This is a genomic window from Mycobacterium gordonae (genome assembly GCF_017086405.1).
Lineage (GTDB): Bacteria > Actinomycetota > Actinomycetes > Mycobacteriales > Mycobacteriaceae > Mycobacterium > Mycobacterium gordonae_D.
On record NZ_CP070973.1, the window covers coordinates 3404573 to 3417293 of the forward strand.

The following is a 12721-nucleotide window of genomic DNA, read 5'->3' on the forward strand; positions in this document are numbered from 1 at the left end:
ATGTCAAAATCGTTGCAAGAAAGTCTTATTGGAGCCTGGAGGCTGGTTTCCTACATCGAGCGGGACACCCCCGACGGGCCACCGCGCTACCCGCACGGCGAGGATGCCCAGGGCTTGATCATGTACACCCCGGACGGTTACATGTCCGCGCAGATCCAGTCCTCGGGACGGCCGGACTACGACCGGCCGGTGGCCAGCGGCGGCACCACTGAGCAGGCCGCCGCTGCGGCGCTGGGTTACCTGGCCTATAGCGGGCGGTACTTCGTCGAGGAGGAGACCGGCGACATCCGTCACCAGGCGACGCTGTCCCTGGTGCCGAACTACTTGGGCCAGTTTCACCTGCGACACAGCGACCTGGACGGGGACCGGCTGACGCTGTCGTCGCAGCTGACCCTGCCCGACGGGCGGACGGTGTACTCGTCTCTGCTGTGGGAGCGGGCTGCGGCTGCCGACGCGCAGGTGGCCTAGGTCTGGCGCTTCGGGTGACTGCGGTAGGCTGTCGACCTGCTGTTGGTTCACGGATCGTTCACGGACCGGCAGCACCGGGCTGTGGCGCAGTTTGGTAGCGCACTTGACTGGGGGTCAAGTGGTCGCAGGTTCAAATCCTGTCAGCCCGACCACTATAAGCACTGTTCGGAGGCGATTTCGGAGCTAGCCGAGACCGTCTCTGATGTTCTGAAACGGCGTTGTACGCCAACGCGTACGCCAACCAGCCGCTGTGCGGTTCCGGTTGATGCTTGACGTTTGAGGTCCGGTTGCTGCTTTACGGTTCTGGGACGCGGTTCCGGTAGGTGCGCGACAACAGTTCCGGTAGGTGCTTTACACCCGTTGGTGGGTGGGGGTTCTTTCGTAGTCGTGGGTGACTGCGAAAGGGGCCGGCATGTTGCGGGAGTTGCGTGTGTCCGAGTTGCGTTATCGGGCGGTGCTTGAGTTCTCGATGGTGCGGTGATCTGCACTGTTGCTCGCCGGTATGGGGTGTCGCGCCAGACGGTGCATGCGTGGCTGCGTTGTTATGCCTGTGATGGGGCGGTGTTGAATTTGGAGGACCGCTCGTCGCGGCCGCATGGGTGTCCGCATCAGATGGCGCCGGCGCTGGAGGCGCGGGTGTTGGGGTTGCGTGATGCGCATCCGCGTTGGGGGCCGACCCGGATCGTCTATGAGCTGACGCGCGAGGGTGTGGCGCCCGTTCCGGGGCGTTCCAGTGTGTATCGGGCGTTGGTCCGTAACGGGCGTATTGATCCGGTGAAGCGTCGTCGCCGGCGGGCCGACTACAAGCGGTGGGAGCGGGGGCGGCCGATGGAGTTGTGGCAGATGGACGTCGTGGGCGGGATCCATCTCAGCGATGGGGTGGAGGTCAAGGTGGTGACCGGCATTGATGACAATTCCCGGTTTGTGGTGTCGGCGAAGGTGGTCGCGCGCGCGACTGCCCGGCCGGTCTGTGAGGCGTTGCTGGGGGCGCTGCAGCGGCACGGGGTGCCCGAGCAGATTTTGACCGACAACGGCAAGGTGTTCACGGGGCGGTTCGGTCCGGGTGGTTCGTCGTCAGAGGTGCTGTTTGACCGGGTCTGTGTGGAGAATGGGATCCGGCATTTGTTGACCGCACCGCGATCGCCGACTACGACGGGAAAGGTTGAGCGCCTTCATAAGACGATGCGCGCGGAATTCTTCACCGGCACCGACCGAGCGTTCGCCACCATCGGTGAATTGCAGGCAGCACTGGATGGGTGGGTGAGGTACTACAACAACGAGCGCCCACACCAGTCGTTGGGGATGAGTCCGCCTGCGGAACGGTTTGCGATGGCCGCGGGTGCTGATCTTGAAGTCGTGGAGCCCCTCGCAGCGGTTGCTACCAATGGGCAACGGTGCACCGCTCAGCGTGCGGATCTGCGCAGTGCCGGCGTTCAACGCTGGGTGGATCAGCGCGGATCGATCCGGTTGGCCGGGTTCCGCTATCGGGTGCCGATCGTGTTGGCCGGGGAGCCGGTCGAGGCGGTCGTCGCCGACAACTTGGTGCAGATCTATCACCGCGATGTGTTGGTCGCCTCGCACGTGCAGCGACGCAAATCAGACAATGCGCCCGCGGTGCTACGCCAGGGCAGGCGGACGGCTCGCCCGGTGACTAGCGGGATCGTGGTCACCCGCGTCGTGGACAACAACGGAGAGATATCTTTCGCTGGAACGATGTATCGGGCCGGAAGGCCTTGGCGGGGACAGCAAGTCGAGGTATCGATCGTGGCTGGGTCGGTGCAGATTGCCCGCGCAGGATCAATCCTGCGCACCCACGCCATCCGCCATGACCGGGCCAAAGAGCATGGCGCGTACGCCACACCGCACGGTCGTCCCCGCAAGCCGCGCCAGGATGCGCCGAACGGCGCCGCCGTCAAGGCCGGGCCGCTGCGCGGTCGGCCCGAGGGCCGCGCCTTGACCCCGGCGCCTTAACCGGCGCCCATCGCCCCTATGCCGGAAGCGACCGCGGCCATCAAGGACCAGCATCGCTGTAAAGCACCTACCGGAACTCATTCGTCAAGCGGGTACCGGAGCTTGACACAAGCCCGGCACGCCCCCGGGCCGGTCGATTGCCGCTCCCGCGGCATCGTCGCTGGTGTGCCCGTACAAGTCGCGGTGATACTGATTGACGCGTGTCCGAGCAGATCAGCCGCGGCCCTCCTGTGTACGCCGAATCGAGCCGGCCTTCAGCCGCCGAGTGGCGCATGGTGTGGGCGCCCACTAGTCGCGGGCGTGCGACCGCTCGGCAACCTGCGACTTGCGGTGCGCCTTCAACTCGGCGATAAGGTCGGCCGTGGTATCGACCGTCTGGACCGCAACGCTGTTGCGGTATGGCGACCGATGCGCCAACTTGGCGAGCATGGCATTGTCCTGCGTTCGGCGATCTCGTACTACGCGTTCGCCGCGGAGACCGACTCGATTTCGAACTCCATCACAAGCCTTGTTGGTCCGGTAAAGCCCAGCATGGGTTTCCACGGAGCCGTTTCGACGCGACGCAGGCCAGGTAGGCGTCGTGCAAGAGTGGCGAGCGCCTCAGCCAATTCCAGGCGCGCTAGATTCGCGCCCAGGCAGTAGTGCCTACCGCCGCCGAAAGTCAGGATCGGCGGCGCCTCCTTCCGGGTGATGTCGAAGCGGTCCGGATCCTCATAGACGTCTGGGTCCCTGTTGGCTGCACCAGTGTTCACCATTACGAAGGTTCCCGCTGGGAACATGTAGCCACCGAACTCGACATCCTGGGTGACGGTCCGGACCGTGCCACAGACAATCGGCGAGTGACGCATGCTTTCCTCTACCGCGCGCATCGCAAAGTCGCGATCGCCTTGAAGTATTGCCCACTGATCTGGATGGTCACACAGCACCTGAACCGAGGCAGGCAATTGGTTTCGCGTGGTGTCGGTTCCTGCCATGAGTAGGGCGGCAGCCATCATGCGCAATTCGTCCACGCTCAGCCTGTCACCATCGTTCTCTGCGCGAATCAGTTCGGACAACAGGTCATCGGTGAGGTTGTGCCGCCGGAGGCTGATCATGTCATCGACGTATGCATCAAGTTCACCCCACGCACGCATGATGGTGGGTTCTTCTTCTACCAGGTTGGTGCTGAAGTTGAATGCCTTCAAGATGTTTTCGGTCCATGCTGAAAACCGTTGCCAGTCCTCGCGAGGAGCCCCCAATAGTGCGCAGATGATCGGTATCGGATACGGCTTGGCGATATCGACAACGACGTCGAACCGCCCAGAGTCCGCCACCTGATCGATAAGTCCGTTCACTACATCGTTGATGGTGTCGTGTAGACGTGATGTCGCCCGCGGGGTGAACGCCTTGGACACCAGCTTGCGCAAACGTTGGTGCGCCTCATCGTCAACGCACAGCAGGCTGGCCATGACCTTATCGAACAGCGGCCCAGAGGTTACGCCTTGCGCCATGAGCGTAATGCCGGGGGGAATGCTGAACCTTGAGTCACGCAGTACAGCCCGAGCAAGGTCATAGGACAAGATTTCAGGTCCCAACGGCCCCATGGCGATGGGAGATTGGGACTGGGCCGCCCGGATGTGCACACGCGCGTCCTCCGGCGCATCCGATAAGTCGTATTCCAGTGCCGGCAGACCGGCTTCGAAGATGTTGGGAATCGTGTTGTCCACCGGTCGCACCGTTTAGTTCGACCGGGTCGCCAAGCGACCGCGTCGGTCGGCTCGCTGGATTGACATTCTCTTGGGCCTCGAGGTTGGGGTTACATGGATTCGACCAGCCTTGGCATTCGGACTGTCACGCGAAACTCGCATCCTTCAGCAGGTCGTCCGGTTGGGCCAATGCGTTGCGTCGGCCTTGCTCCTGATAGAGGTAGGCCAGTTGCATTGCGGTGAACGGGATGCTGATCATTGGGGCGAGCAGCCAAGGAAGGTTCTCGTAGACGAAGATCACCGTGAGATCCCAGAACCCGCGTTGCACGTTGGGGAAGCCGTGCCGTACTTCGGCAGCATAGTAGACCACGAAAATGGTGAGCATTACCGTCATCGCGAACAGTGACCACCACAGAGCGCTGATGCGCTTCGGATCATGAGTTGGATTGCCGCGCAAGCGAAACCACTGCACCAGCAGCAACACCGCCGCTAGGACCACGACCGCCTCAATACCCCACAGCGCCCCGTCGCTGTGAAGGTAGCGCTCGTCAACTCGGGCGTAGTAGTACCAGATGTAGACCCATCGGTCATTCGGCGTGATGTGGGCGCGCCCGAGAGCGTCGGCGACGAGCCAGGGGAGTTCCCAAGTCAATTCGCTACCGACGGCCGCCACACACGCCCAGAGCATCGTGAACTCATCGGCCTTCTCCAGCGTGGTTCGCTTTTCGCCCGGACCGTTGACGAACCAACACGCCCAGAAAGCGACCCAGATGGCATTGGTGAAGATGATGCACGCGACGAGCCCGGTAATAGGCGTCGTCGGAAAGATCCCAAGGCCTGTCCCACCAGCGGTAACGATGTATCCCGCTGCCATCACTGCGGCAACGCCGGTGTAAATCCTCTTCCGGTTCTTCGCGTACGGCTTGGTGAAGTCGTGATGCTCGATCATGCAGGTCCTTCCGACGTCGGCGCTGACGGGCATATACAGGCAGAATGATGATTCTGCTCCTCGCAGAATGGTAATTCTGTCGCAGTCGGGGGTCAAGGCCCTGTTGCAGAGTTGCCGTTGAGCATTGAGATGATGAGAAGCCAGCCGGCAAAGGATGCGCGGGAAGCGAGGCGCATAGGTCAAGCGCCCTTCGGCGCGGCCGATACCGCTCCATCCACGCCGCGAGTCAGGGCGTGTGAGGAACGCTATGTCACCTGAACGCAGTTAGTTCTCGTCGCGAAGCCACAACGACAGGAAGGACACTAGCCGGTCCGCATCCTCTTCGATATCGGTCTCGCGCGAACTATGCCACCACTCGTGAAGCCATATCTGGACGGTCGAAATGGCAAGTCGTGCAACCTGACTCGGCGAGAAGTGAGACGCCTTTGCCACACCGCCGTCCGCGGCGGCCATCTCGATGAAGATGTCTACCGCCACCGTCCATGTTTGCCGCAGGGTTCCTCTGCCGGAATCGCTTGCGGTCGCCCAATTGAAGCCTTCTCGGAAGTGCAACTCCAGGAAGTTCGGATGGTTGCACAGGTAAATGTACGCCGATCGAATGTTGTCGAGCATCCGCTTCGCCGGCAGTGACTCACCGCGAGAGTTTTGCAGGACGAAGCTCACCAGGTCGTTGAAACGATCAGCGTTCAGTTCGTTCCAGATCTGCATCTTGCCGCCTGGAAAGGTGCGATACACCACCGCGAGCGGGTAGCCGGCCCGCTTAGCGATCGCGGCAACTTTCGTTCGGTCATAGCCGGATTGGGCGAATTCCTGCTCCGCGCCACTGAGGATCGCGCTTCGGCGGCGACGTGGACTGTGGCGGTCGTCATCGGCGGCGGCGCGATCAGCGATCTCGCCTGGATCTTCCTTCGCCGAACCGTGCGACGAGGACTTGGCAGATGTGCCCACCACGCCGCGACCATACTCTACGTAACCGCGCTTGGGCTCGCAGACTGCGTCCCGGTGCGGTATCGACCTGCGTCACGCCAGTCGAATCGCGATTCCTCATAACTTCGAAATAGCTTCGAAGCAGGACCGCGGGTACTGGGCCGCAATAGCATTGTCACCCGCCGGAGGCGCAGGGCCGCATTGGGACGGTTCCGTCGCCACGGGTTGTCCAAAGCCCGTGGTCTACGGCGGCGGCCGCCCGCTCTCACGTGATCAACTACCTCCATCCGGCAGCGAGCATGGGCCGTGGTGGTACGGGTGCTCCCCTTGAAAATGATCGAAGCTGAAGTAGCGATAGCGCTCGCTATCCTGATGACGAATTGCAAACTGGTCTTCAGCGCGCGAGTCGGTCCTCCATACGTCCAGCAAGGTCGCGGCGCTATCGAGCGCCAGGGCGAGGCTGTCGGGGCTGGGCGCAGTCGCAGCAGCCGGCGCGCACCGCCGCAGCGCGGATCCGCAGCACGCCGCGAGGATCGTCGGCAGTCACCGGCGGTGATCCGCAGCGCCATTCGGTCAATTTGGCCGTGAGTTTCCGCAATCGTTCGTCGCCGTCCGCGCACAACATAATCCGTTGCGGCACAACGGGAATTGTGGACAGGTGCGGACGCACGCGCATACCGCCATTGAGCCTGGGGGTCAAGTGGTCGTGGGTTCAAATTCTGTCAGCGCAGGTGATGTCTCAAGACATCGGAATAACCGGGGACTGCTCTAGGCGCGCGGCCTCAAGGTGTGGGGCATTTGACGCCGCAGGGTTGGTAATCCCTGATCGAGGGCGAAGTCGTTTAGCGCAACACGTTCTGAGCAACCGAAGCTCGTAGATTACATCTCGGTGTCCACAAAGGGCTGATCGACCACTGGCGGCCCCGGCGCACGTCAGCCGCAGACACGTTCGGCTTTATAGGGCAGCATTGGGTTGGTGACAACTCCGCAAGGGCCGTCCGGGAACCCGCCGGAATGGAATCGCCCCACCGAGCCCGGCCCCAGCAGGAGACCGGCACCTCCGCCAGCATCCCCACCGCCGTCGGGATCACCGACGCAGCGGATTCCTCAGCCCGGACGACCATATCGACCGCCGCCCCCGGCAAACCCGCCGCCACCCCCAAGCCGCCCGCCAAGCCCGCCGAGCCCGCCAAGGCCGCCGCAGCCGCCACCCGCTCGGCCGTATCCGCCGGCCCGCCCACCCGCACCCGCACCGGAACGGTCCGGGCCGCCGGAGCAGGCCACGACTCGCCTGCCCACCGTGCAGCCATCGAAGGACTCGTCAACACAGCCCCGCCGACGGCGGAAGAAGCCCTTGATCCTCGCCATCGTGCTGGCGGTCATTCTGGCCGTGCTAATCGGAGCTGAGCTGATCGTCCGTAACGTGGCTGGGAACAAAGTGGCGAGCGCGGTGGCGTGCGAGGTTGAGGACAGCGCCACGGTGTCGTTCGCCGTCATGCCGCCGATGCTCTGGCAATACCTCAGCGGCGATTTCCCGGAAATCTCCGTGCGGACCGCCGGCAACCAGGTGCGCAGCGCCAAGGGCATGAAGGTCGGCATCGACATCAAGGACCTCCGCCTGAGCGACACCGGCGAATCCAAAGGCACCATCGGCGCGCTCAATGGCACGATCACCTGGTCATCCGACGGCATCAAGCAATCGGTCCAGGACGCCATCCCGGTGCTTGGCAGCTTTGTGACCAGCAAGGTGACCACCAACCCGAGCGAGGGCACCATCGAACTCAAGGGGATGCTCGACAGCGTCACCGTCAAGCCGCAGATTGCCAACAACGGCCTATCGCTGCAGGTGGTCAACTTGACCGCGTTGGGCTCGAAGATGTCTACGGACACGGTGCAGGAGAATCTGGACAGCCTCACGTCCAAGGCGACGCAGAATTATCCGCTGGGCATCCACGCCGACACGGTCAAGGTCACCGACGCCGGGCTGGAAGCCACGTTCTCCACCACGAACGCGAGCATCCCGGCGTCGTCGTCGCCGCACAACGGTCAGGACTGTTTCAGCGGATTCTGATTCGGCCCAGCCCATCGAGCACCGGTCGTCGCGCACCCCTGCTGCCCTGTTGATGCGGTAGACATGTGGCCGTGAAGATTGACGGATCGGTGGCAGTGGTCACCGGCGCGGGCTCGGGCATCGGCAGATCCATTGCGGCGGCCCTGGCATCGGCAGGCGCCTCGGTGGTGGCCGGCGACATCGACGGCGCTACGGCTGCCGAGACCGCGGCGCAGATCGGTGGCGTCGCAGTCGCCGCGGACGCCGCGACGACGGAGGGGATCGCGACTCTGCTCGCCGCCGCGCGCCAAGCCTACGGACCGGTGGACATCTTCGTCGCCAATGCCGGCATCACCGGCCAACTCGGCCTCGGCGACGACGAAGCCGCCTGGGACCGGATCATCGATATCAACCTGCGCGCCCATATTCGGGCAGCCAAAGCTGTTGTGCCGCAGTGGCTCGAGCGTGGTGGCGGACATTTTGTCGCCGTCGCCTCCGCGGCCGGCCTGCTGACTCAGCTCGGTGCGGCCCCCTACAGCGTGACCAAGCACGCCGCAGTCGGGTTCGCCGAATGGTTGGCCATCAGGTACGGCGATCAGGGCATCGGGGTGAGTTGTGTGTGCCCGATGGGTGTGGACACCGCCATGCTGCGCGCAATGTCCGACTCGCCGGACGGCGACATGCGGATGGCCGGTGCCGCCGTCACCAGCTCCGGCTCGGTGGTTGCCCCGGAGACCGTGGCCGCCTGTGTGGTGCGGGCCATCATCGACGGGACGTTCCTGGTGCTGCCGCATCCCGACGTACTGACCATGTACCGGCAGAAGGGCGCCGACTACGAGCGCTGGATTGCCGGCATGCGCCGCTATCAGCGCAGCTTGCAGTAGCCGCCGTGACCCGTCCCGGCCCCTGTGCCGCGGTGCATCAGCGGTGATGCGGCGGCTGCTCGTCGCGGAGCCGACTTTCGTCCCACACCGAGCGCACCTGATCCTCGTCACCGAATCGCTCCAACTCTTCGGGAGTGACGTGTACCCGTGGCCGTTGGCGCGGCGTGGTGGGTGGATGTGAAGGTTCGTCGGGCATGAAGCGATTCTTTCTGTCGTGACCCGAAGGTGCGCCGGGCGCTGCGGACCTGTCGCGGGGTTGTGCGTACATCGTTGCAGGTTGTCGGCCGAAGCGGGAACCGCCTCGCCGGTCTCCGAGTCGGCAAAGCGTGAATCCATCAGTGCCGCAATGACATTAGCCAGAAACGCTGCCGGCGCAGTGCCGCTTCGCCAACTGACCCGAGAAGGGTTGGCCTCCCCGCCCGGACCGCCCCCGGGTTGTACGCTGCGCGATGTGGGCGGATGACGCGCAATTTCTTACCGCTCGGTTGGATCGCGGGTGGAAATCCGCGGACACCTGCCGAAGCGAAGCCGCGCTGATCACCCACGTCTCTCCCGTGGTGGCAACGGGACGAGTTTTCAGGCGAGGAACTCAGAGGCGTATAACTAGGTGCGTCCTGGTCAAGTGGCTCGAAATAGACAATTGCCCATCACGCGGCGGTTGTCGTTTGAAGAGGGGAATGAGTGAAGAAATTCGCCTTTTTCGGCATTACGGCAACTGCGTGGCTAAGCGTGAGTGTTCCTGCGGCACAGGCGGATATCGGCGGAAACGTCCCTGGACCCGGGTTGTGTGACTACCCGGGGGTCGGGGGCTCGGGCATGGAGATGGGGGCGTATCACTACTGGTGCGACTTTCCGGTCGAAGAAAACGGCAGTCGTTGGCACTGCGAGTATGGCGGCGGCGCCGTGCAGGGTGTCGGCGGCGTCAATATCTTCTTCCTGACCGCCCAAGTCATCACTCCGCTGGGCGCACTGGAAGGTTCGTGCTCATTCCGCTGCCCGGACGGCTCGCTGTCGGCCGCGCCGAATCCGCCCGGTGCGTGGAAAAACGGCTTGACCCCGAAGAAATGCGTTCCGCTGGAGGTAGCGCCGATTTCGGAACCGAATACCGAGCTGCCGGGCTGGCCCGGACACCTTCCTGCGGTGACCAATCCGGTGACCCCCAATCCGGTGACAACCGAAAACCCTTAAGGTCCATTCGTCTGTCTGCTTCACAGCCCGCCGTAAAACCCGGTGCGCAGTGGATCTCCGTCGTCGCAATTGTGGCGGCGTCAAGGAGATGGGCCGACCCCAACCTGCCGACTTCGAAGCCGCGGTGCGCTCGACGTACAAGCAGATGGTGCGCGTCTCCATCGAGCCGCTATGGGCGCTTCTACGACTTCGGTGCCGGGCGGTTGCCCGATTTTCTCGCCAAGCTCACCAGCTAACGCTTACCGGGCGGCTCTCAGCGCAGCCGGCGGTTGCTGATCAAGCCTCTGCGGCGAAAGGCAGCCCGACTGACCCGACAATTTGCTCGCGCGGCAGAGTCACTTCCCGCAGCGAGGCAAGACCTTTCCAAACCGGGTGCTAACAATTGCCGCGGTAATCGCGATAGATCAGAACGTGATCGATAAGCGGGCAGCCGGAGGTGACGACACCGTTTTGTGGCGCCCGCACAATGGGACATTGTTTCCTTGGCGGCCGGTCACGATGTACGCGCGGCCCGCTGGCCTTAATTTGCTGACCAGCGCAGCCGTAGGTCCCGGACCACGACAATTCGTATCAGGGTGGCGGATGCATATCGCGGCAAGGAGGAAGGGCACAAATTGTTGACAGAAACTCGGTCGGCCCCCCGGAAATTAGGTTTGGCTGGTGCCAACAGCAATACGCGTGCAGCCACTTCTGAAGACCGCGCGTGGGTGCGGAATGCACTGTGCCGAAACGCGGACCCGGACGAACTCTTCGTGCGGGGGGCGGCGCAGCGCAAGGCGGCCACCATCTGCCGGAACTGCCCGGTGAAGCGCGAGTGCGGCGCGGACGCACTCGACAACAAGGTCGAGTACGGCGTCTGGGGCGGTCTGACCGAACGGCGGCGCAGGGCGCTGCTCAAAGAGCACCCCGAGGTGTTGTCATGGGCGGATTTCTTCAACAAACAGAACACCCGCTTCGCGGGCTAGTCGCACGAATCTAGAGGCGGTGCGTGCCTGTCGGCCGCCGTGTCCGCCGATTGCGCAATCTGTGGCCGCTGCCTAGCAGGGGGCGCCGTTCGGGGTGTAGTAGGGCACACCCTCGGCGGTGTAGCACGGCGGCTGGCCGTTGGCGGCCTGGCTGGCCGCCTCGACGTCGCTGGCCGTCGCCACCCTCGCTGCCGGGTCAGTACAACCGCCCACCGAGACGTGCCGACCGCCGACGTCGCCGCACACATCGGCGTGCGCGGCGGGCGCGGGTACCAGGGCAAAAGAACCGATCGCCGCCAGCGCCGCGAAAAACATTTTCACCATCGAGCGATCGTACTTAGTGTGGTCAACCACCGAGTCGAAAACTCCGCTCTTGCGCTGTCGACCCGGCGGTCCGAGCCGACTAACTGCGCCGGGTCAGCTCCGGCAGCAAGACAGACGCGGCATCTGGCCCGATCAGTCCCGCGAGCCGCGCATTGATGCCGGCTTTCTTCTCGGCGTACATCAATTCGTCGGCGCGAGCCAACAACTCGTCGACCGAGGCGGCATCGGCAGCGGGGGCCGCCACCAGACCGATGCTGGCCGACACCCGATACGGCCTGTCGCTGCCCCGATTGAACGCGTGAAACGCCTCGACCAGCCGTTCTTTCAACCGGCCGGGATCACCCTCGTTCTCGGTGGTCAGCACCAAAAACTCGTCGCCGCCGATGCGCGCGATGATGTCCGACTCGCGCAACGTGCCACGCAGCACCCGGGCCACGTCCGAGATCAGCAAGTCGCCTACATCGTGGCCCTGTTCGTCGTTGACCCTTTTGAGTCCGTCGAGGTCGAGAAATGCGAGCACGCAATTGCGGCGATGGCGGCGTGCCGCGCGCAACGCCTGCTCCGCGAGCAGATAGAAGCCGCGGCGGTTGTTCAGCCCGGTCAGTTCATCGGTCACCGAAAGCCGTCGAATCTCTTCGTTGGCCTTCTCCAGCTCCGCAGTGCGGTCGCGTACCCGCTGTTCGAGTTCGGCGGAGACTTGCACGTTCTCCATGGCGATCGAGGTCGAGTCGGCCAGCGCCTGCAGCAGGCGGACTTCCTGAGCGGTCGGCTGGTGGTGGTGAGCCCAGTAGTTGCCGATCGCCCCGATCGGGTCAAGCTGGCGGATCGGAACCATCACCAGGCTCTTGACGAAGGTCGGCCGGTAAATACCTTGCGGGATCCGCTGATCGACGTAGATGTCGGGGATCACTGCCGCGTCCCGGTTGAGCATGGCCCAACCGCTGATACAGGCCTCGATCGGGAAGCGGTTGCCTTTCCACAACGGTGCAATCGCCTCTTCGTCGGCGTAGTAGCACTTGTCGTTCTCGCGCAACACGAATGTCGCGCCGTCACAGCCGGTCAGCTCCCGCGCCGAGGTTCGCACGATGCGCTGAATGTTGGCCAGGCTGCGGGCCAACGACAATTCCTGAACGGCCCGCAACAGCCGCTCCATACCGTCGATATAGTCGGTTGCCTCCGACCGGCCCGTGGACGTGTGGGAGGGCGCCTGGTCGGACAATTCGGCGTGCATCGGCACCTCCGCAAAAGACCGGCCGCTAGGGAAATTCGGCCGCCCAGTCAGGGCAGTACGTTACACCGCTGAAACGGAT

The 12721-nt window shown here is 63.7% G+C and carries 13 protein-coding genes, 1 tRNA gene and 1 pseudogene; 7 read left to right on the forward strand and 8 right to left on the reverse strand.

Features of this window, described 5'->3' with window-relative positions:
• From JX552_RS14425 to JX552_RS14435, 3 genes and pseudogenes are all read left to right on the forward strand, one after another.
• Nucleotides 1-468, forward strand: coding sequence for a lipocalin-like domain-containing protein (locus JX552_RS14425; protein ID WP_205878017.1), 468 nt, complete (start codon nucleotides 1-3; stop codon nucleotides 466-468).
• 75 nt (nucleotides 469-543) lie between these two features.
• Nucleotides 544-620 (forward strand) — tRNA-Pro (locus JX552_RS14430).
• Between the two features lie 260 nt (nucleotides 621-880).
• Nucleotides 881-2439, forward strand: a pseudogene (locus JX552_RS14435) (IS481 family transposase).
• Between the two features lie 288 nt (nucleotides 2440-2727).
• Here the strand turns inward: JX552_RS14435 and JX552_RS14440 are convergent.
• The 5 genes from JX552_RS14440 to JX552_RS33345 all read right to left on the reverse strand — a co-directional run bounded on the left by JX552_RS14440 (nucleotide 2728) and on the right by JX552_RS33345 (nucleotide 7383).
• Complete coding sequence (locus tag JX552_RS14440) at nucleotides 2728-2868, reverse strand: hypothetical protein (RefSeq protein ID WP_205878018.1); 141 nt, start codon at nucleotides 2866-2868, stop codon at nucleotides 2728-2730.
• Between the two features lie 29 nt (nucleotides 2869-2897).
• Nucleotides 2898-4145, reverse strand: a complete 1248-nt coding sequence (locus tag JX552_RS14445; RefSeq protein WP_205878019.1) for a cytochrome P450 — start codon at nucleotides 4143-4145, stop codon at nucleotides 2898-2900.
• Between the two features lie 124 nt (nucleotides 4146-4269).
• Nucleotides 4270-5073 carry an Emopamil-binding protein gene (locus JX552_RS14450; RefSeq protein WP_205878020.1) on the reverse strand — a complete coding sequence of 268 codons (804 nt, stop codon included), beginning with the start codon at nucleotides 5071-5073 and terminating at the stop codon, nucleotides 4270-4272.
• 264 nt (nucleotides 5074-5337) lie between these two features.
• A complete protein-coding gene (locus JX552_RS14455; protein WP_241011044.1) occupies nucleotides 5338-6024 on the reverse strand; it encodes a TetR/AcrR family transcriptional regulator in 687 nt (228 codons plus the stop codon).
• Between the two features lie 1083 nt (nucleotides 6025-7107).
• Nucleotides 7108-7383, reverse strand: a complete 276-nt coding sequence (locus tag JX552_RS33345) for a hypothetical protein (RefSeq protein ID WP_277396079.1) — start codon at nucleotides 7381-7383, stop codon at nucleotides 7108-7110.
• On the opposite strand from JX552_RS33345, the gene JX552_RS33350 reads away from it, so the two are divergent.
• Together JX552_RS33350 and JX552_RS14465 are read left to right on the forward strand one after the other, a co-directional pair.
• Nucleotides 7370-8071, forward strand: a complete 702-nt coding sequence (locus tag JX552_RS33350; RefSeq protein ID WP_277396080.1) for an LmeA family phospholipid-binding protein — start codon at nucleotides 7370-7372, stop codon at nucleotides 8069-8071. The two genes, JX552_RS33345 and JX552_RS33350, sit on opposite strands and share 14 nt — an antisense overlap.
• Before the next feature lie 71 nt (nucleotides 8072-8142).
• Nucleotides 8143-8934, forward strand: a complete 792-nt coding sequence (locus JX552_RS14465) for an SDR family oxidoreductase (RefSeq protein ID WP_205878022.1) — start codon at nucleotides 8143-8145, stop codon at nucleotides 8932-8934.
• A 37-nt stretch (nucleotides 8935-8971) separates the two neighbouring features.
• On the opposite strand, the gene JX552_RS14470 is transcribed toward JX552_RS14465, so the two are convergent.
• Nucleotides 8972-9130 (reverse strand): hypothetical protein, encoded by a 159-nt coding sequence (locus tag JX552_RS14470; RefSeq protein WP_205878023.1) that lies wholly within the window; start codon nucleotides 9128-9130, stop codon nucleotides 8972-8974.
• Nucleotides 9131-9750: 620 nt separating this feature from the next.
• Here JX552_RS14470 and JX552_RS14475 point away from each other — a divergent pair.
• On the forward strand, nucleotides 9751-10122 hold the full coding sequence (locus JX552_RS14475; RefSeq protein WP_205878024.1) for a hypothetical protein: 372 nt from the start codon (nucleotides 9751-9753) through the stop codon (nucleotides 10120-10122).
• A 653-nt stretch (nucleotides 10123-10775) separates the two neighbouring features.
• Nucleotides 10776-11087: a WhiB family transcriptional regulator gene (locus tag JX552_RS14480; protein WP_241011141.1), complete on the forward strand. Its 312-nt coding sequence runs from the start codon at nucleotides 10776-10778 to the stop codon at nucleotides 11085-11087.
• A gap of 72 nt (nucleotides 11088-11159) precedes the next feature.
• Here the strand turns inward: JX552_RS14480 and JX552_RS14485 are convergent, their stop codons facing one another.
• On the reverse strand, nucleotides 11160-11411 hold the full coding sequence (locus JX552_RS14485; RefSeq protein WP_205878025.1) for a hypothetical protein: 252 nt from the start codon (nucleotides 11409-11411) through the stop codon (nucleotides 11160-11162).
• A gap of 79 nt (nucleotides 11412-11490) precedes the next feature.
• The gene (locus JX552_RS14490) at nucleotides 11491-12642 is read right to left on the reverse strand and encodes a GGDEF domain-containing protein (protein ID WP_205878026.1); all 1152 of its coding nucleotides are present in this window, start codon (nucleotides 12640-12642) and stop codon (nucleotides 11491-11493) included.
• Between the last annotated feature and the right edge of the window lie 79 nt (nucleotides 12643-12721).